General features: G+C 71.3%; 20 protein-coding genes. 1 reads left to right on the top strand and 19 read right to left on the bottom strand.

Annotated features, from left to right (window positions below; genetic code table 11):
• Positions 1-10 precede the first annotated feature (10 nt).
• The 19 genes from ACFWN1_RS05440 to ACFWN1_RS05350 form a co-directional block, all read right to left on the bottom strand.
• Positions 11-1804, bottom strand: a complete 1794-nt coding sequence (locus ACFWN1_RS05440) for a VWA domain-containing protein (protein WP_384358441.1) — start codon at positions 1802-1804, stop codon at positions 11-13.
• Entirely contained in the window at positions 1801-2943 is a 1143-nt protein-coding gene (locus tag ACFWN1_RS05435; RefSeq protein ID WP_384358496.1) for an AAA family ATPase, read from the bottom strand. Before ACFWN1_RS05435 ends, ACFWN1_RS05440 begins: the two co-directional genes overlap by 4 nt.
• Positions 2944-3136: 193 nt before the next feature.
• Positions 3137-3358 carry a hypothetical protein gene (locus ACFWN1_RS05430; RefSeq protein WP_384358494.1) on the bottom strand — a complete coding sequence of 74 codons (222 nt, stop codon included), beginning with the start codon at positions 3356-3358 and terminating at the stop codon, positions 3137-3139.
• Between the two features lie 228 nt (positions 3359-3586).
• A complete protein-coding gene (locus ACFWN1_RS05425; protein ID WP_384358439.1) occupies positions 3587-4774 on the bottom strand; it encodes a hypothetical protein in 1188 nt (395 codons plus the stop codon).
• On the bottom strand, positions 4771-5229 hold the full coding sequence (locus tag ACFWN1_RS05420) for a hypothetical protein (protein ID WP_384358437.1): 459 nt from the start codon (positions 5227-5229) through the stop codon (positions 4771-4773). Before ACFWN1_RS05420 ends, ACFWN1_RS05425 begins: the two co-directional genes overlap by 4 nt.
• 37 nt (positions 5230-5266) lie before the next feature.
• Complete coding sequence (locus ACFWN1_RS05415) at positions 5267-5707, bottom strand: hypothetical protein (RefSeq protein ID WP_384358435.1); 441 nt, start codon at positions 5705-5707, stop codon at positions 5267-5269.
• Positions 5700-6443, bottom strand: a complete 744-nt coding sequence (locus tag ACFWN1_RS05410) for a glycosyltransferase family 2 protein (protein WP_384358492.1) — start codon at positions 6441-6443, stop codon at positions 5700-5702. Before ACFWN1_RS05410 ends, ACFWN1_RS05415 begins: the two co-directional genes overlap by 8 nt.
• Before the next feature lie 43 nt (positions 6444-6486).
• Positions 6487-6921 carry a hypothetical protein gene (locus ACFWN1_RS05405; RefSeq protein WP_384358433.1) on the bottom strand — a complete coding sequence of 145 codons (435 nt, stop codon included), beginning with the start codon at positions 6919-6921 and terminating at the stop codon, positions 6487-6489.
• A gap of 183 nt (positions 6922-7104) precedes the next feature.
• Positions 7105-8019: a hypothetical protein gene (locus tag ACFWN1_RS05400; RefSeq protein ID WP_384358431.1), complete on the bottom strand. Its 915-nt coding sequence runs from the start codon at positions 8017-8019 to the stop codon at positions 7105-7107.
• Positions 8009-8233, bottom strand: a complete 225-nt coding sequence (locus ACFWN1_RS05395; RefSeq protein WP_384358429.1) for a hypothetical protein — start codon at positions 8231-8233, stop codon at positions 8009-8011. The genes ACFWN1_RS05400 and ACFWN1_RS05395 overlap by 11 nt, the downstream gene beginning before the upstream one ends.
• A 94-nt stretch (positions 8234-8327) precedes the next feature.
• Positions 8328-8909 carry a hypothetical protein gene (locus ACFWN1_RS05390; RefSeq protein ID WP_384358427.1) on the bottom strand — a complete coding sequence of 194 codons (582 nt, stop codon included), beginning with the start codon at positions 8907-8909 and terminating at the stop codon, positions 8328-8330.
• Positions 8910-8972: 63 nt separating this feature from the next.
• Positions 8973-9398, bottom strand: a complete 426-nt coding sequence (locus tag ACFWN1_RS05385) for a hypothetical protein (RefSeq protein ID WP_384358425.1) — start codon at positions 9396-9398, stop codon at positions 8973-8975.
• Between the two features lie 702 nt (positions 9399-10100).
• Positions 10101-11606, bottom strand: a complete 1506-nt coding sequence (locus ACFWN1_RS05380; protein ID WP_384358423.1) for a VirB4 family type IV secretion system protein — start codon at positions 11604-11606, stop codon at positions 10101-10103.
• Positions 11607-11634: 28 nt separating this feature from the next.
• Positions 11635-12096: a DUF6238 family protein gene (locus ACFWN1_RS05375; RefSeq protein ID WP_384358421.1), complete on the bottom strand. Its 462-nt coding sequence runs from the start codon at positions 12094-12096 to the stop codon at positions 11635-11637.
• Positions 12097-12202: 106 nt separating this feature from the next.
• Entirely contained in the window at positions 12203-13675 is a 1473-nt protein-coding gene (locus tag ACFWN1_RS05370; protein WP_384358419.1) for an SCO6880 family protein, read from the bottom strand.
• 82 nt (positions 13676-13757) lie between these two features.
• A complete protein-coding gene (locus tag ACFWN1_RS05365; RefSeq protein WP_384358417.1) occupies positions 13758-15134 on the bottom strand; it encodes an ATP-binding protein in 1377 nt (458 codons plus the stop codon).
• 38 nt (positions 15135-15172) lie between these two features.
• Entirely contained in the window at positions 15173-15865 is a 693-nt protein-coding gene (locus ACFWN1_RS05360) for a hypothetical protein (protein ID WP_384358415.1), read from the bottom strand.
• Positions 15865-16179 carry a DUF6112 family protein gene (locus tag ACFWN1_RS05355; RefSeq protein ID WP_384358413.1) on the bottom strand — a complete coding sequence of 105 codons (315 nt, stop codon included), beginning with the start codon at positions 16177-16179 and terminating at the stop codon, positions 15865-15867. The genes ACFWN1_RS05360 and ACFWN1_RS05355 overlap by 1 nt, the downstream gene beginning before the upstream one ends.
• A 120-nt stretch (positions 16180-16299) precedes the next feature.
• Positions 16300-17424, bottom strand: coding sequence for a C40 family peptidase (locus tag ACFWN1_RS05350; RefSeq protein WP_384358411.1), 1125 nt, complete (start codon positions 17422-17424; stop codon positions 16300-16302).
• Positions 17425-17896: 472 nt separating this feature from the next.
• Between ACFWN1_RS05350 and ACFWN1_RS05345 the strand changes: the two genes are divergently transcribed.
• The gene (locus tag ACFWN1_RS05345; protein WP_359911870.1) at positions 17897-18652 is read left to right on the top strand and encodes a site-specific DNA-methyltransferase; all 756 of its coding nucleotides are present in this window, start codon (positions 17897-17899) and stop codon (positions 18650-18652) included.
• Positions 18653-18861 lie beyond the last annotated feature (209 nt).

Genomic DNA, 18861 nt, shown 5'->3' with positions numbered 1-18861 from the left:
TTATGTGCTGTCAGCGTGTCCTGCGGATGGCGTCTGTGGCCGCCGTGGCGATGGCGGCGGGGGCGCTGGCGGGCTTGGGCAGGTGCAGCAAGGTGGTCCCCGGCAGGTGCTGGGACTCCGCGGTGAGGGTGAGCTGGAGTACGGCGCAGCCGGCGGTCGTGAGCTGTTTGACGCGGGTGACGGCCTGAGCGGTTTCGTCGCTGTCGTACCAGGCGTCGGTCACGATCACGAGAAGGCGGCCGGCGCCGGGGCGGCGGAGTTCGAGGCCGTGGTCGAGTGCGTCGATCGCGTCGCCGAGGTTGTGGCTGCCGCCGTTGGCATCGAACGTGATCACGCGCTCTGGTGCTCGGTGGGTGGGTCGGGTCAATGCGGTCAGGTGCCCCTCATAGGCGATGGTGGCGGTCAGGGAGTCGGGGTCGGTCAGGGCTGCTGCGCGTGCCACGATCCAGGCAGCGGACGCGACGGGCGCGCAGGCGGCACGCATGGAGCCGGAGACGTCGACGGCGATACCCACACGCAGCGGTGGGGTGGGGGAGTTCCGGCGGCGGGTGTGGGTGAAGGGTTCCGCGGTGGGGACCGACCCGGCCGCGCGCTGAGCGTCGCGGGCGAGTGCCGCGCGCATGTTGAGGCGGCCGGGCGGGGTGGGGCTGGTGGTCCGCTCCTCTGTCCGCTCGCGGTAGGCGGCGGCACGCAGGGCGCGGCTCAGGCGCGCGGCGGCGCGCTGCTCGGCGGCGGTGGGCCTGCGGGTGCCGGTGACCGGGTTGCTGGAGGGCGCCGGTGTTCCGTCGGGGGTGACGGTGCCGCAGGTGTTGAAGACGCTCTTGGCGGTGGCGGCGGCTTTACGTCGTCGGTCGGCCTGCTGGGCGCGGTCCTGAGCCTGCGTCTTGGACTGCGCGGCCATGGCGTTGTTCGCGGCGGCTTGTGCCGCGAGGTCGGCGGCGTCGGTGGCGGCCGCGCTGTCCATGACGATCCCTACAGCGCCGGACAGCAGATCGGTCAGGCCCTCCGGCACGGGCAGGTCGGGGGCAGCGGCGTCCAGGGCGTCGCACCATTCTTGGGCGTGCGCGAGCATGGTCGTGGCGTCGTGGTCGGCGCACTGGTGGGCTGCGGTCCAGATGCGGGTGAGGGTGGCCAGCAGGTCTGCGCCCAGCACCTTCTCGCACAGGTCAGCGACGGCGCGGGTCTCGCCGGCGTCCAGGATGCCGACGTCACGGCGGCCGAGGACCAGGGCCGCCACGGCGGCGGCGTGCTCAATGCCCTGGAAGGTGGGGTGGGCAATATCGGGCATGACCAGGGTCCGGGCACTGGTGCGCAGGTACGTGCGGTCCGTGGGTCGCATGATCAGGTGGGCGCCTTCGACACGGCTCTCCTCCAGCAGGAGCGCGGCCTCGACGACACGGGGGTCCGCTCCGGCAGGCGCCGTCCAGACGGAGTGGGCCGCGTGCGCGGCCTCGTGGACGAACACTCCCCAGGCGGCCGGATACCGCTCCTCGTCACCCACGATCCGCGGATGGATCTCGTGGGGCTTCAGCGGGGCGAACAGGCCGGCGTCGAACTCCACTTCGCCCAGCGTGGGGAAGAACGCGGCCGGTGCGCCGCTGCGCGTGCCGGGGCGGCAGGTGACGAGGAGGTCCTGGCGGCCGGAGAGGTCGACCAGCCGGTCTCCCAGTTCGGCTCCCACGCGAAGCCAGGCGGCCGGGGCGGAGCGGGGTTGCGGGGGCGGGGCGCCGTCGTCGTCCCAGCGCGCGAGGTCGTCGTCGTCCGGTGTGGTGGCGGGGGGCTGGACGTGGTGGTGGGCGCTCATCGCGAGCGGCCCCGGTGCGCGGAGACGGTGCCGCCCGCGGGCTGCCGGGCGGCTGAGGCGGGGAGCTGCTTGCCGAGGGTGAGGGGCGCGATTTGCTTGACGCCGACAGTTTTGATGACGGCGGCGGCGACGGCGTCGCGATCCTCCACAGGGGCGATGCCGACGAGGTTCGCGAGCGCGGCTTGGGTGCCGAGGACGGCCTGGGTCTTCTGGTAGCTGAGCAGCTCTCGCAGTTGGGGGGCCCAGCCCAGCTCGCCGAGGTCGACCTGGTGGGAGAGGTGTCGGGCGACCCGGACCACCCGGGCATCGATCTTCAGTGCCAGGGCGAGGTCATAGTCCGTGCCGATCTGGATCTGCACGCTGAACCGGGACGACAGCGCCTCCGTCAACACCGCCCCGTGAACGCCGGGATTGTGGCCAGCCACCACGTAGAAGCCCGGCTCGGCCTTGATCGTCTCGCCCTTGTGGGCCTTGACCTGGATCTGCCTGCGCCCGTCCATCGCGGGATATAGCGCCGCCAGGACCTTCGGGGAGATCAAGGTGGCATCGTCGATCAGCAGGGCGCGGCCCTCGGTCATCGCGGTGACCAGCGGACCGTACTGGAAGACGTAACCTCCGCCGTCGGCCTGCGTGTACTCGCCGATCAAGTCGCCGACCGTGGTGTCGCCGTCACCGGCGACGGTGAGCAGGTCCGGGAACGCCGCCTCGACCAGACTCGTCTTGCCGGTGCCCGGAGGGCCGTAGAGCAGCACCGGCACGTCGGCGTCGCGCAGGCGGTTCAGCGCCTCGACGTCGGGCAGATCGGCCAGCTCCCGGGGGTGGTAGAGCTGGCCCCCCGCGCGGCGGATCGGGCCGGTCTGCCTGGTCGTGGCCGCTGCGGGAATGGTCGTGTGGGCCGTGGCCGCCTGGGCCCGGGGAGCGTGGGTGCCCGGTGGGCTGATCACAGCGGTCTGCGCGGCTGCGGCGGTCTTCGCGTTCGCGCGGAATTCCGGCTGTCCGGTTCCGCTTTGGTCGGCCTCGCCGCGTCGCACCAGAGTGAGGGCGGCGTTGCGGACGGCGCCGTGGGAGTGGCCCAGCTGCCGGGCCATGTCCCCGATGGTGAGCGTGTCCGCCGGCCGGTCGGCCAGCAGTCGGGCCACCTTGGCCCGTAGTTCGCCGCCCTTGGTACGCGCTGCACTTGTAGGCGGTCCGGATGTGGTCACAACGAGACCCCTTCAACAGATCTGAGTGCGGGCGGGGTTGGCGATGCGCGGGAGAGGCTGGCCGCTCTCAGAGGGATCACGGACTGTGCCGACATCGGCGACCGGGACAACCGGTGCGTACCGTCGGCACTCACCGGCCGACCGAAGGCTCGGTCCCGGTGCACGGCATGGCCGGCGACGAGCAGCTCGCCGGCTGCCGAGCAGGCCAGTACGTCCGCTCCGCACCGGGTTCGGTCGCCCGGCAGGCGCAGCCTGGCGTCTCTTCGAACCCGTCCTGGAGCAGAATCCGCCGGGCGGCGAGGTTGTAGCTCGTGGTGGTGATCTCGCCGGTGATGGCGTGCCGGATCGTCATGAACAGCTCTGGTGCTTCGGGCAAGGCGGGCCTCCTATCGTGGGTAGCTGAAAGATGGTGATTCTGTCCATCGGCGTCGGCCAAGCGGCCGGCACCGCCTTGAGTCGCACACCTCGCCGAGCAGCCCCCTCCCCTGCATCGCGCTCCCCGCCGTCGGCGCACCGCGGCGTAGGTGGGGCGCGGTGCCGGGGCGGGGATGCGGTCGGGGACAACGAGGGCTCTCTCACTTCAGCGGTGGCGGACGCTCGTACTGGCGCGCGGTGGTGGCGTGGGCGGGGTCGTGTCTACGGCCGGGCGGGAGCGCACGCGCAGGACGGGGGTGCGGTGCGGGGGCAGGACGGCGACGGTCGCGCCCAGGTCCTCGGCCGCGTCTTCGATTTCGCCGGTGAGGAACTCGATCTGCCGGCCCAGCGCGGACAGGCGGGCGGCGATCTGGTGGCCCTTCACGGTCTCCAGCGCGCCGGCGAACTGGCCGCTGGTCTCCACCAGCTCTTGGAGGCGGATCATGGGACCGGCGTGGTAGCCGCGCTGGACGGCGCTCAGGAGCGCGTTTGAGGCGTCACCGGCACCGTGGGCTTCGACGACGTCGCGGAGGAGTTCCTGCAGGGACACCTCTGGGGCCGGCACCGGGCGATTGAACCGGGAGATGTCCGCGCGCAGTACTCCGGGCGGGACCGCGGGGAACAGGGCCTTGCCCGCCGCCAACTCGTGGGCGTAGTGCCCGATCACCTGCCAGCCCGGCGCGCCGGGGTCTCCGTGCAGTGCGACCACCGTCGAGTCGTCGTCCTCGACGAGGTGGGCCAGGGTGATGTGCTGGCCGTCGGCGGCGTACCAGGACTCGATCAGATCCAGCTCACCGCGCCGCTGCGCGGCCCTGGCCTTCTCGGTCCACGCCTGCTGTTCCTCCGGTGTCAGCGGGGCTTGGTGGTACTGGGCCCTGTGCTGGTCGGCGAGGTTGCTGGCGAGGGAGCCGTGATCGGCCCACGCGGTCAGGTGCGGCCATAGCGCCGCCCGCTGAGCGCGCTCGGCCGAGGGGCCTGCGGCCGGCCGCTCAAGGGCCCGGCGGATCTCGGCGGCGGAGGCGTCCAGGCCGTTCAGGACCGCCTGCCACCCGGCCAGGTGCTGGGCAGACGGCAGTTCATCCAGCGCGCGGCGGGACGCATCCATAAGTTCCTCGGCGTGCGGGGCGAGGTACTGGGTGTACGTCTCGACGGCCGCGGTGCCGCGACGGTCTCGCGCGGCGGTGGCTGCGTCGGCGTGGACGGTGCGGCCGTAGCGGTCGCGGGTCATGTCGAGCGCGACCTCGCACTCGTGGTCGATGACCGCCATCCGCAGGCGAAAGGTGCGGGCGCTCTCGATGATGTCCCTCGCCACCGGCGGGGGACCGTCCGGAGTCGGGTTGCTCGGCTGTGTCATCGGGAACGCGCCGTGCCTGTTGCGATGAGGTGGACGGTCGGTGCGTAGGTGGGCTTCGGCGGGATCGGCCGGGCTGAGGGCGGCGAGGTGGTGGGCGCGGTTGCGCGCTGGGTGATCCGGCCGGTGGCGGCCTGGGCAAGACGTGTGCGGCGCTCTTGGAGGCCGTTGGGTCGTACCGGGCGCGCAGCGGTGGCGGACTGCATGGGGTCTACGCGGATGTCGGCCTGCACGGTGTAGCCGTGGCTACGCAGGTCGTGGACGGCCTGACGGGTGCGGCGGGCTCCATCTCGCTCAGGCTGGCTGAGCCGGTAGAGCCCCGGCTCGTCGGGGACGGACTCGAACTGCTCGCGCTCAAGGAACCAGTGGGCGAGGTGTGCGGGCATCGAGGCGGTGGAGGAGGCGACGAAGTCGTGCTCGGGGTGGGTGCCGAAGGTGAAGTGCGTGCCGGGCTGCAAGGGGGCGTGCTCTCCTGACGTGGTCGGGGCGGGGTGGTCAGTGGCCGTGCTGGGCGGGGCGGGCCCTGGCGGTGAGGGGGCGGGCCGGGGCGGAGACGGGGAGCGCCGGGCGGCGGCGGGGCGCGCTAAAGCGGGCTTGGCGCAGGAAACGCTCGCCGTCGGTGAGCCAGGTCTGGATGACCGGCCACGCCCGGGCTGGGCGCCCCTGGGGGGCCACGGAACCTTGGATGACGCCCTCCAGGAGTGCCCTGGCCTCCAGGACGGCCTCCGTCAGGCGAGAGAGGGCCGTTGCGTCCTCGGGCCGCGGACGCCGGGCGAGGCGGCACCCCTTGAGCAGGGTGGTGGCATGGTCGAGGACCGGAGGGAACCGGCGCCAGGAATGGTCGAGGGACCTCGACCGCGGGGCCGAGGGCGGCGGTGTCCAGTGGGGTGGCGTCGCTGCCCGGCTGTGCGAGAGGATGATCTGCGCCTCAGCCATGGACGAAGTTCCCGCCGTCGCGCACCAGGGCACGCAGGCTGCGGCCGTAGGCCCACGCGTGCTCGCGGGCCGCCGCCTCCAGCTGGTCGTATCCGACCTGGGCGGTCATCTGCCCGCCCCACTTCCGGTACCGGTACACCGGCACCGGAAGCAGGATCCCGGGCGCCAGCGAGGTCACGCCGAGGGCCGCGCAGTAGTCCTCACCCTGGACGAGGCCGCCCATGGGGGCGGCGCGCACTAGGTCGGTGCGAGCGAGCATCGTGGTCGGCCCGATGGGGATGGTGTCTGCCGGCGACTTCCAGTACGTCCACACCTCCCCGGCCTGGTGCCGACCGGGCGGCGTGGGGCAGCGCCAGAGGGTGGTCGAGCCGTCGGGGTGCTGGTCCTGGCTCCACCCGGCGCACCAGCCGACGCCGGTCGACTCCAGGATGTCCTGCCGCACGGACATCCCGTCGTCCGTGAACTCGTCATCGTCATCCGCCCAGTTGACGTAGCGGGTACGGACGTGGGTGAGAGCGAGGTTGCGGGCGCAGGCGGCGCCGACCGGCCGGGGCAGGGCCAGCGTGCGGACCCGGGGATCCTGCGCGAGCGGGGCCGGCAGGCGGTCCGGGGAGGCGCCGTCCAGCGCAATCACGGCCTCCCACGGCACGGACTGCCGGGTGAGGCTGGCGTGCATGGCGGTCAGGTAGTCGAGGCGGTCGTCGCGCAGGCGGGTGGCGATGACGACGGTAATCAGGGGAGCGGACAGGGAGGTCTCCGGCAATGAGGGGAGGTGAGAGTCAGCGGCGGACAGCCGTATGGGGCCCGGTCGGCGCTGCCCGGGCAGTAGGCTGCGGCGGCGTGCCCGAGGTGGTGGGTGTCCGGCGGGTGGTGATGGCGGGCCAGTGGGCTGGGTGGTCGCTGAAGGGGGTGCGGGGGTCGGTGTCCCAGGCGACGAGCGGACCCGTGCCGGTGTGAGCCATGCTGATCACTTCGATGCCCTGCGGATGCAGGACGTAGCCCCACTGCACGTCCATGTCGTCGGCGGTGGCGTCGGTGACAGACATGCGCACCACAGGGGCGCCGTCCGGTGTGACCAGGTGGTCCAGGGTGCGGCTGGGCCACTGCTCGCCGCCGGTCAGCGCGTGCGCGAGTGCGGGCGGGGCGTCGTCGAGGAGGTCGGTGCCCAACTCGTTCCAGCCGACGGTGACGTCGTCGATGAGGTGGCGGGACATGGCCTCCAGGTCCCGGCCGAAGCGGTGCTGGTAGGCGGCCAGGAGGAGCGGGAGGTGGTGGCTGGGCAGCCCGTCGAATTGGAGGTGGATGCCGCTGTACCCGGCGCCGGTGGTGGGGCGGGCGATAAAGGAATGCGTGGACAGGGGTACTCCGGGGGACGTGCGGGACTGGAGGGAACGGGGTCAGCGAGTGCGGCGGATCGTGGGGGCTGCCGGGGGCGATGCCGGGGGAAGGGATGGTGCCCGAGCGGGGGCGGCCCGCGGTGGGGTCGGGAGCGGAGTGAGCGCCCGCATCCGATCCTCGGCCACGTGCAGGACCTCGCCGAGCTGGCGGATCTCGGCGGCGGCGTCGGCGAGGTCGTAGGACAGGTCGAAGCCGTCGTCCTCCTCGGCTTCCTTGGCCTTCTCGCCGGCTGCTTCGAAGAATTCGCCGAGCTGTGTCAGCAGACCGTTGGTGGGCTCCAGGATCTGGTGCAGTAGGGCAGCGGCATCCGCGTGCGACTCGGCTCCGTTGAGCCGGTCGGTCAGCTCGCGCATCGCGTCACCGTAGACGTAGGCAGCGCCACGCTCCGGTGTGCCGGGGGCGTCCTGGGCCGGGCGCGTCGGCCGGCCTGGAGTTGGGTGAGCGCTTGCGTGGGGCGTGGCGGTGGCCGGGAGGAGTCCGAGCTGGTCGAGACGGTGGTCGATCGCCGCAAGCAGGGGTTCGGCGTTGCCGCCGTGGCGGGCTTCGGGCCGCGGGCTGGCGCCGGGGTCGTCGCAGGGAACCGAGTCGTAGAGCACCTCGAACTGCGTCCCGATGTCGGGGTCCTCGCGGGTCACGATCCAGCCCTCGGGGTCTCCGGGACGGCGTTCGGAGGGGGGCTCCTGCGGCGGACTGATGGTCAGGTAGCTGTCGTCGGGGAGCGAGACGCGCACGATGTAGGAGCTACTGCCGAACTCGATGTCGCAGGGCAGTCCGCGGGCCCGTAGCGGTGTCGTGATGTGTGTGTGGCGACGCCACAGCTCCTGCCACCATCGTTCCTCTACGTTGCGGTGGTCGGGAAGCGGCGCGAGCTGGGTCGTGCGGGAGTCCGGGGGGTTCGGCTCGTCAGCGGCCACGGCTCCTCCTTAGCGACGTCGGCCGCTGTCGGGGAGCCGGCGGGGGGTTGAGGTCGTTCACCGGCTCCGGCACCGGACGGGAGCCGGGTGCGCAGTCGTCGCAGGCAGCGATCAGGTCGTGCTCCCTCTCGGCTTCGCGGTCGGCGAGCCGCACTATGAGGGCGTCGTGTTCGGCCTGGCGGCGTTGAGCATCGGCCCATTCCGTGGTGTTCACGTGCGGAGGATGGGTCAAGGGGGCTCCGGGTGAGGGCGGGCTCGGCAGCTCGCCCGGGATCGGGTTCTGGGGAGTGGCTGGCGGGCGCACGCCGTTACCGGCGGGGCACGGTGCCAGGGGAGGGGGGAGAGGGCGGTGGGCTCGCGACAGCGCCCCGCTGGGGGTCGGTCGGCGTTGTGGGGGCCGGGTCGTAGGTGGCACGGAGCCTGTTCAGGCTGGCTTCGTCGGCGAGGGCCGTGACCGACAGCGTCCGGCTGGCCGCGGTCATCAGCAGGTTCGAGGGCGAGCCCTTGGCCGCTCCGCGGTTCTCCTGCTTCCACCGGGCGGCGGCGACGAGGTAGTCGCTCAGGGCGCGAAGTGCGGGTTCGGCGGCGTCCAGGACGTGGTCGGTGACCGTGTCGATCTCCGTCGGGGTCTGGGCCGCCGGGAGGGCATCCAGGTACGGGGTGAGGTCGGGGGCCGGCCAGGGCTGGTCGGGCAGCGGGTGCGCGGCGAGGAAGGGCTCGGCGTCGCGGCGTGCCCACCGCTTCAGGTCGCGGTGGATGGCGAGGTTGTACCGGGCGGCGTGGATCTGGTCGGCGTCACGGCCGACGTTGTCGTACAGCTCGAAGTCTGGGTCACGTAGGGGGGTTCGGTAGTCATTTGTGTGGTGCGCTCGGCCACTGCGTGTAGGCAAATTCCGCCGGCGCGGTGACGGGCAGACGGCGCTCCTCGACGTGGCGGGACATGGGCATCGCAGTCATCGGCGGGTGCGGCTAGCAGCTGTGGACGGCGCGGGCGTGGCCTGCGGGCTGACAGGGGACGTGGGCTTGTCCGCCGTCACCTGGCGGTAGGCGGCGATGGCTTCCTTGAGGCGGTCGACTGCGTCAGCCCTACGTGCGGCGAGGATGTCGACCTGAATCGCGGAGTACTGCAGGACACCCCGGGAGTTGATCGACTTCGTGCCGGCTACAGCGCTCGTCAGCGCAATGGCCGCTTGCTGAGCGTGATCGGTGAATTGACGGAGCACGTCGTCCAGGTGACGCGCGGCTCTGCTCACGAGGACGGCCATCACCAACTCGGTGCCATCGTGGAGGAGCCTGAGTTCCGACGGCGTCTTACCGAGGGTCTGGTGCACCATCTGGGAACCAGGTGCGGCGTGGGGCTGGATGTTGGAGATATTCATCAGGGTTTCTGTGACAAGAGTTGAGGGTGTTGCTGCGGAGAGTCGCTTTCGGCGGCGGCGGCGGGGTGGTGCGGGCGCCGGGCGAAATCGGCGGTCAGTCGGAGGACGCCTCGGGAGAGGTCCCCTGCGGCGACGGCGTGCTGGAGCAGCGTGGTGTAACAGGGTGTGGCCGGTATGTGTCCATTCTCGTTAAGCAGCTCCCACTGCTGGGCGGCGTCGTGAAGTTGGTCCTTCAAGGCGTTCGGTGCACCGATCAGGTGGAGGGCGGCCTCGCGCGGTACCAGGTCGCATGGGAGACCGGGTGGCATGGACCTGTTGCTCCTGTCTCTACTCCCGCGGGTTCAATCCCCGCAGACACGTGGTGGTGACCTGCAGGTTCAGCGCAGCGGGGGCATACGACGGGATGGAGGAATCCGTGGTTCTGTCGGGAATCCTGAAGCCTCGGCTGGGTCCCTGATGCAAGTGCCGGTTCGGTGAACCGAACGGACGACGCCTCGGGCCATCGTCCGCCATCTGCCCTTGGCGAGGTCCGCACACGAGGCTCGTCCGCAGGACCGGATGCCACCGGCCGGGGCTGGGCTGGTGCTGGGCTGTAGCGCGGACCCGCCGGTCGTCGCGGTAAGCGGGTGTAATGCTGATCAGGGCAGCTCCGTTCAAAGGTCAGAGGGCGCTAGACGCCGGATCCGTGAACTCGCGGGAGATTCAATGCATACGGGCATCGGTGTCGAAGAGTGCCAATTCGTGGCCGTGCAGCAGGTGCTGCACGATGAAGCTCCGACCTGCAACTTTCCACAGACCGCGCCCCCGGTTGAGGTGGGCTATGGCGTCGATTTCGACGGAGGTCAGGCCGAGGAGGGTGGCGGCGGCGTTGAGTTGGTCGGTCTCCTGGCGGTAGATGATCCGGGTGGAGCAGTCGGCGAGGAGGCCCTCGGCCAGGGCGCGTCCCTGTGATCCGGCGTCCCCGGCGGTGAGCAGGTCGGACAGCCGGTGGATTACCATCAGGTTCGCGATGCCCAGGCCCCGGGAGAGCTTCCATTGGGCCTGCATACGCTGGAGCAGGCCGACGTGGCGCATCAGGCGCCAGGCTTCGTCGTAGACGATCCAGCGCCTGCCGCCGTCGGGGTCGGACAGGGCGGACTCCATCCAGGCGGAGGCGCAGGTCATCGCCAGGACCAGCGCGGTGTCGTCGCCGGAGCCGCCGAGGCGGGAGAGGTCGATGGAGAGCATCGGCGCGCTGGGGTCGAAGTCGACGGTGGAGGGCGCGTCGAACATGCCCGCCAGGTCGCCAAAGACGAGGCGGCGCATGGCGTGGGCGAGGTCGCGGGCGGCCTCGCCGAGCCGTCCCGACATCATCCCGGCGGCCTCGTCGAGGGCTGCGGGGTTGTTGAGGGTGGCGGCGATGTCGCCGAGGAGCGGGGTGCGGCCGCTGGCTTCGGCGTGGGTGACAACGGCGTCGAGGGCGACGTCGAGGGCGGTGTGTTCCATGGGCAGCAGGTCCCGGCCCAGGACGCTGCGGGCCAGGGAGCCGAGCAGGAGCAGGCGCCGCTTGCGGATCTCGCCGGCCCAGTCCGCTTCGGAGACGCTCGCCGGTCGGGGGGCTGCATCCAGCGGGTTCAGCCGTCCGGGCAGGCCCGGCCCGAGAGCGACGGACCGGCCGCCGAGGGCCTGGGCCACCGGCGTCCATTCTCCCTTGGGGTCGCAGGGGACGTAGACGCGATAGCCGAAGGCGATCGAGCGCAGCGCGAAGGACTTGGCGAGTGCGCTCTTGCCCTGGCCGATGACGCCGGCGAGCAGAAGGTTGGGGTTGGTGAAGCCCTCGACCTTGCCGTACAGGGCGAAGGGGTCGAAGACGAAGGATGCCTCGGCGTGGACGTCGCGTCCGATGTAGATACCCTCGGCGCCGAGGCCGCCTTCGGCGAGGAAGGGGTACGCGCCGGCGGCGACGGCGGTGGTCATGCGGTGAGCGGGGAGCTTGAGCCGGTTCCCGCGGGCGGAGGCAGGGCCGGGGCGTCCGCCGGCCGGGTGGAGCGCGGCGGGCATCTCGTGCTCGTCGCTCGTGACCGCGTCGGGGCGGGTGCCGGCTTCGGCGCGGGCCTTGGCGGCGGCTTCGGCGAGCTGGCGGCGGGCGGCCTTGCGGCTGGCACGGTCGACGCCGTGCGGGGTGAACAGCGGGGAGGCGGAGGCGCGGCGGGCGGGCCGGTGGCTCATCGAGGGCCCTCAATTCTGCGGGTGGTGCTCATCGCACGCAGGCGGTGGTGTGCGGGCGGAGGTCGCTGGGAGTGGTCTTGCGGCGCACGACGTGTCCGGCGGCCAGGTGGCGCTGGCAGATCGTCAGCACCGGCGGGCCTTCGGGCAGCCGGTCGGGGCGGCATGCGCTGGTCTCGGCGTCCGCCGCGGTGCCGGCAGGCAGCAGGTGGAAGGCATTGTGGACGTCGCTGGTGGCCTGCCAGAGGCGGGTGTGCGCGGTGGCCAGGAGTCTGCCGGCGGCCGGGTGGGGCGGTCGGGTGCCCTCGGCGAGACGGTCCAGAAGGTGGAGCAGGGCGGTGAGGTGGCCGTGAAGTACGTCCAGGTGCTGCCGATCGGCCGGCCGAGGCAGTAGGGCGTCCGGCGGGCGGAGGGCGCGGGTGTGGTGGCGGACTCCGGCGCTTGCGGCGCGCAGGTAGGGGTGCGCGTCCTCCGGGGGTGCGGGGGAGGTCAAAAGTGGTGGTCCTTCCTGTCGGGCGGCAGGGGCGGCGACGGGTGGTCGTATCGCGGATGAGCGAGGGCTGTGGGCCGGGGCGCCGGCCGGTGAACAGGAGGGGGGTTCACAGGGCGGTGCGGGCGAGGGGCAGGGCGCTGAGGGTGAAGGCTTCGGGTTGCTGGTAGTTGAGCCTGCGGAGGTCGACGCCGGAGGTGACGGCGTGGGTTTCGATCTGTGCGCAGGCGGCGTCCAGGAGGGCGTCGGAATCGGCGGTGACGGTGACCAGACCGGTCAGGGCCACGTCGGCGTGGCCGGCGATGAGCTGGCGCTCACGCTGTTTGACGTCGGCGTATTCGACGGAGTCTTCCTCGCTGTCGACCTGGCCGCGGCGGGAGCGTTCGTTGGCGTCGGCGATGATCGCGGCCTTCCGCCGCTGGACGTCGCGCAGCGCGGACTCCAGGGCCTGCGGCACGTAGATCAGGGAGAGGGTGCGGCGCACGCCGGCGGTGAACATGATGCCGTGCAGGAAGCCGGCGCCCATCTCGGTGCGGGGCCAGTTCTCCACCCAGTACGTCGCGTGCCGGGCGCTGTCGGTGGCCAGGCGGTCGTACTCCTCGACCTGGACGACGGGTCCGGCGGCTGCGGGGTCGGCCTCGGCGCGGCCGGTCTCGGACCACTGCTGGAGGGCTGCGAGCGCGTTCGGGTCGTAGGCGGTGCGGATGACGGCGGCGATCTCACGCGCGGTCAGCCAGCCGGTGACCTGGAGGCCGGCGTTGCGGGCGGCCTGGGCGATGGAGGCGGTGGTCTGCTCCATGACGGTGAACGCGCCGGGCAGCCCTCCGCCGGCCTGGCTGATTAGACGCCGGGCGGCCTTGAGGTCCAGGGAGATGGCGAGGTAGGTCTCGTGCGGGGCTGCGGCGGGACCGGCGGAGGCGACCAGTTCGGAGTAGATCTGTCCGGCGACGGGGGTCTGTGGCTGGCCGTGGTGGGTCCAGTGGCGGGTGAGGGTGTCGCCGCTGTCGGGGACGGTGCGTTCCAACACCTGCACGGTGGCGATGTGCCCGGTGCGGGTGATACCCGCCAGCGCGCGGCCCCAGCTTGCGACGTTGTGGTTCTGCGTGGCGGGGTCGAGGAGGGCGAAGGCGCGGGAGCTGACGTGGGCGATGGCGGTCAGGGTCTGCTGGTGCGGGTCGTGGACGGCCGCGGCCCGGTTGGAAGAGTCGCCGGGGGTGACCACCTTGAGGGAGGCGGTGGTGCCGGGCAGGTGCAGGATGCCGTCCTGCCGGGGCCGGGTGACGGGCCGGGCGAGCCAGAGCGTCTGGCCGGTTCGGCGGCGATGGGTGTAGCGGGTGACGATCGGTGCCCAGTCGATCAGGGAGCGGCCGTGCCGGCGGATCGCGACGAGCGCGCCGGTGGCGGCCCACAGCGGGGTGAGAGCGAGGGCGCCGAGCAGCCCGGTGGAGATGACGGTCAGCAGCAGCATTGCCAGCGTGGCCGAGACGAGCAGGAGTTGGGGCAGTGAAAGGCCGAGGAGGATGCCGCGGCGGGAGCGATGGGGGAACTTCACCGTGACCGGCGCGATGGACAGATCAGTCAAGGGGCGCGTCCTGGAGACTCGGGTGGAACCCGGGGGCGGGAAGCGCCAATGCGCGTCCCGCCCTCGGTGATCGGGCAGGGAATCAGGGGCCGGCCGGGGGCGGCGGCGGGCCGCTGGTCCTGCTGGTGGAGGCGTTGTGCGCGCCGGAGGGCGGCGCCGCGCCCTGCGGGGGCGGGGTGGTGGTCGGCGGAGCGGACTGCCACCCGCCGAGCTGTCCGGAGGCGGCGTTCGCCCCGGCTCCGCCGAGTCTCGGGCTGCCGCCCACTTGGCCGCTGGTGTCGTCGGACACGCTGGCCGGCGCGGGCTGGACGGCCTTCTCCAGACCGAACTTGATGCCGTCGCCGCCAGATGAGGAGCCTGTTCCGCCGCCCTGCGGTCCGTCCTTGACTGCTTCGCCACCCCCGCTGGTCGGGTTGGCGGCGACGTCGCCGGGGAAACCGCCGCCGGCGTCGGGACCCTGCGGGGCGGCGCCCGCTCCGGCTGCGGCGCCACCGGTTCCGGCGGTGGCCGCAGCTGCGGCGGCCTTGCGGGCGGCCTTCTCGGCGTGCGCCTTCGCGATCTGTGCTCCGGCGCCTCCGGCCCGGTGGATGGACTCCCCGTCTGTGCCGTCCGCCGCCCAGTGCACGAACTTGAACACCGCGTACGGGCACAGCAGCACGAGCACCATGATCACGATGCCGGATGTGACGTCGGCGAGGGCGGCGATGCCGTCCTTGGCCTCGGTCTTGCCCATGGCGGCGATGCCGAGGACGAAGATCACGGTCATCAGGAGCTTGGAGACCACGAGGGTAGCGGTGGCTTCAATCCAGCCCTTGCGCCAGCGCCGGGCGACTTCCCAGCCGCCGCCGGCGGACGCCAAGACGGCAAGGGTGACCATGACGAGGATGCCGACCTTGCGGACCATCATCACGCACCAGTACAGGAAGGCGCCGATGGCGGCGCCCAGGCCGGCGACGACGGGCACGAGCCAGCCCAGACCGGAGAGCACTGCGATCTGGTTGACCTTGACGATGCGGCGCACAGCGGACTCGATGTCCAGGTGGGCGGCCTTGAACAGTCCGTCGCTGATGGCGTCGACGACTTCGATGGCGACCGTGGTCAGGGAGATGGCACAGAAGGCGAACAGGACGCCCGACATGGTGCCGGTGAAGGCTTGGGTGAGGGCCTGTCCGTCGCGCCGGACGGCGGCGCGGACCAGCTGTGCGGAGAAGGTCGCGACCAGAAGGACCAGGCCCAGGGGCAGCAGCAACTCATAGTTTTCGACGAACCAAGAGGCGTTCAGGTCGACCTTAGCGGTGGTGTTGACCGCCTCGGTGGCGAGATCGGCCGCGGCGGCGGCCAGTTCGCCAGCGGACTTCGCCATCCAGTCGCCGATGGCCTTGCCGGGATCGGTGGCGAAGTCCACCGCGTCGCCGACAGCGCACAGCTTGTCGGCCAGGGGGAAGTCACAGAAACCCATGGGGCGCTGCTCCTCCTTTCGTGTCGGTCAGGTGCGGGTCACTGCGTGACGTTCGGTGCGATGGCGGCCAGGCTGCAGTCCTGGTTAGGGCGGCACTGCACCGCGAGGGTCACGGCCCGCTCCTCGGCTCCGCCGCCGCCCTTCTTCCAGGCGATCTGCTGCTTGCCGTTGACGGTGACGACGTAGATGTACGCCTCGGTAATCGCGGACGGATCGTCAGCCAGGGCCTGTTTGAAGGCGGAGGGGTAGTGGCCCTCGGTCACGCTGGCGGTGGCGTGCTGGTCCTGGTCGGCCATCCGCGACCACAGCACCGGATCGGGGACCTGCCCGGAGACCGAAGCCCAATCGGCGTACGTGGACTCGGCGGTTATCCAGGCGCGCATGCCGGCGAGCTGCTGGTCGCGGCTGGTGTCGCGGGTGTCGTAGGACCACAGCATCTGGGCAGCCGCTCGGGCATAGGCCACCGGCTCGGCGATCTGCGGCGGCTTAGGCACCGACCCGGATCCTGTGGAGGGCTCGGGCGCGGTCTCGCTCGCGGACGGGCTGCTGGCCGGGGCGGGCGCGGCGGTTTGCGGAGCCCGGTGGTCGTCCCCCTTGCCGCTCACGACGGCGACGACGCCGGCGAGGAGCAGCAGCGCGACGACGGCCGCGGCGAGGACCGCGACGCGTCCCTTGGCGGACCAGCTGGTGCCGAAGGAGGAGAGGGAGGGGAGTCGGAGTCGGTTCTTCATCAGTGGATCTGCGATCCGAGGTTGGAGAAGAAGGCGACCAAGCCGTTGGCGGCCCCCAGACCGAGGGCGGCGCCGGCGGAAACCATGGCGCCCTTCTTGCCGTTGGCCTCGGCCTGGTGGCCGCCGGTGTGGTGGCCCCAGGCCCACACACCGAGGGAGACGGCGAGGGCACCGACGACGGCCACGATGCCGAAGAGGTTGATCGAGCTGACGACGGTCTTCAGCACGCTCAGGCCGGGAAGGCCGCCGCCCTTAGGCGTGATACCGGGGTCGTAGGCGAGCTGTATGGCGCGGTCGGCGAGGGGGACATGCATAGGGGTGAGGAGGCTCCTTGCGTACGCGGGCCGGGCGAGGGCCGGTGAATGGGGAAGCGGAGGGACGCGGAACGGGGCCGCGAGGTGGCCTCGCCAGATCGCAGCGGGCGGGCGGCGGCGTCAGAGGACGCGGCGGACGGCGAGGATCGTCCAGTCCTTGATCGGCGTGATTCGGACCGGCTTGGTGGTGTGGGGCGCCTCGATGACCAGACCCTCGCCCATGTACATGCCGACGTGCTCGGGTCGCGCGGCATTGCCGCGGCTGAAGATCAGGTCACCGGGCTGCAGCTTCGACGGCGAGACCGCCTTGCCCTCGCCGACCTGCGTGTACGTGGTGCGGGTGAGCTGGATGCCGGCGTGGGCGTATGCCTGCTGCATCAGGGAGCTGCAGTCGCACCGGGCCATGGGGTCGGGGCCGTGGGCGTTCGTGCAGGAGCCGCCCCACTGGTAGAGCGTTCCGAGCTGCTGCATCGCCCAGGCGATGGCCTTGCGGGCCTTCGGGTCGGCGTCCTTGGGGATGGTGTAGCCCTTCGGGACGCTGCCCTCGGGGATGCGGCCGAACCCGGAACCGTCCTGGCCCGGCGTGCAGCCGGTCGAGGTCGAGGGCTCCTTGTCCTCGTCGGTGTCCGCGCCCTCCGCGTCACCGCCCGGGAAGGGTTTGACGATGGCGGACTGCAGTGCGGTAGCCAGGTCCTCCCACTGCGCGTATGCGTCCGGCAGGCCGGATCGCTGGACGGCTTGGGCGGCCTGGGTGACGGTCATCTGCTGCCATCCGTTCACCTTGAGCAGGTGCATGTAGAACTGCTCGGAGGCGTAGGTGGGGTCGCGGATCTGCTCGGCGCTGCCCCAGCCCTGGGAGGGGCGCTGCTGGAAGAGGCCGAGGGAGTCGCGGTCGCCGTAGTTCAGGTTGCGCAGCCGGCTCTCCTGCATCGCCGTGGCGAGCGCGATGATCTGCCCCTTCCTCGGGACGTCGAGGGAGAGGCCGGCGGCGACGATGGTCTGGGCGTTGGGGACCTGTTCAGAGGGCAGGTCCAGGCCCTCGATGTGCACGTCCTCACCGGAGGCGCCATCCAGGAGCTTGGAGACCTGGTCGGCGATCTCGCTGGAATCCAGGTCCGTCAGGCAGTTGCTGAGGGTGCCGTTGCTTTGCACAGCGTTGGCGGAGGAGGCCAGCATCATGCCGGTGCCGGCCAGGAGGATCGGGGAGAGGAAGACGACGCCGATGCCGGCGGCGAGGGCCTTCAACCCGAGCGGACCGCTCGCCGGTCAGCGATGTTGGGCAGGGGCGGGTAACGAGAAGTCATGCAGGTCCTTCGGTGGTGTCCGGCACGTCGCGTACGCAGGGCGTGGTGGAAGGGCGCGGCGGGCCGGGGCGATCGGAGGCAGGGCCGGCGGGGTGAGCTGCCGCTCGCTCCGCGTGGCCCGGATGGTGAGCTGGGTGGGGCGGGAGTAGCCAACGGCGGTGTGCGCCGGGCGGTTCAAAAACAGTAGGTGCGGATCGGCGGTTAACCAAAAAGTCAGCGCGGGGGGCCGGAATCCGACCCCTCGACGGGCACTTCTTGGTCGTCGGCAAATTCGGCCCTACAGTTTTTGGACTCCCCTCGCCCTCCTCGGTCCGCGGCCCTGGGCTTCTGCATGCCCGAACTCGGCCCGCAAGGAATCTTGTGCGAGGCGGCAGTCTCTTTCCGTGACTCCGCACCCGAATTGGGGTTCCTCTTTGCCTTTTTCCCTCCACCAGGGCGACGCTCTGGCTGTCCTCGCCGGCATGCCGGACGGATGCGTCGACTCCGTCATCACCGACCCGCCGTACAACTCTGGCGGGCGCACCGCGAAGGAACGCACGACCCGCTCCGCCAAGCAGAAGTACACCTCCGCCGACGCGAAGAACGAACTTCCCGATTTCACCGGCGAGAACATGGACCAGCGCAGCTACGGCTTCTGGCTGACGCAGATCATGACCGAAGCCCACCGCCTGACCAAGACCGGCGGGACGGGTCTGCTGTTCACCGACTGGCGTCAGCTGCCGACCACGACGGACGCGATCCAGGCGGCCGGATGGCTGTGGCGCGGGGTGCTGGCCTGGCACAAGCCCGCCGCACGGCCGCAGAAGGGCCGCTTCACGCAGAACTGCGAGTTCATCGTCTGGGCCTCCAAGGGGCCGATCGACGGCTCACGCAACCCGGTCTACCTACCGGGCCTGTATTCGGCGTCGCAGCCCTCGGGTGCGAAGCGGCAGCACATCACGCAGAAGCCGGTGGAGGTGATGCGTGAGCTGGTCAAGATCAGCCCTGAGGGAGGCACCGTCCTTGACTTCTGTGCCGGCTCCGGATCCACCGGCGTGGCCGCCCTGCTGGAGGGCCGCGACTTCATCGGCGTGGAGAAGACCGAGCACTATGCGTCGATCGCGGCCGACCGGCTCACCGAGACGATCCGCGCCACCCTGACCCAAGACGACATGGTGCTCACCGTATAGGCGGCTACGGCGTACCCGACTCCGTATACGGCACACTCCGTCGAATTCCGAACGGCCGTTGATGTGAGCGGCACTTCGCCATTCCCGTGTACGCCGCTGCTTTCGCCCACCAATACTTCGCGTCTCGTAGGAGGCCGTACTCTTTCATGCCCGAATCCGTAGAGTCCGCAGCAGGCGGGCAATTGGAGCCGATCCGCGTCCCGGACCCT

It is taken from the genome of Streptomyces sp. NPDC058459 (assembly GCF_042721685.1).
Lineage (GTDB): Bacteria > Actinomycetota > Actinomycetes > Streptomycetales > Streptomycetaceae > Streptomyces.
Note: the sequence above shows the minus strand (reverse complement) of the source record. Positions and strands in the feature narration are given on the sequence as shown.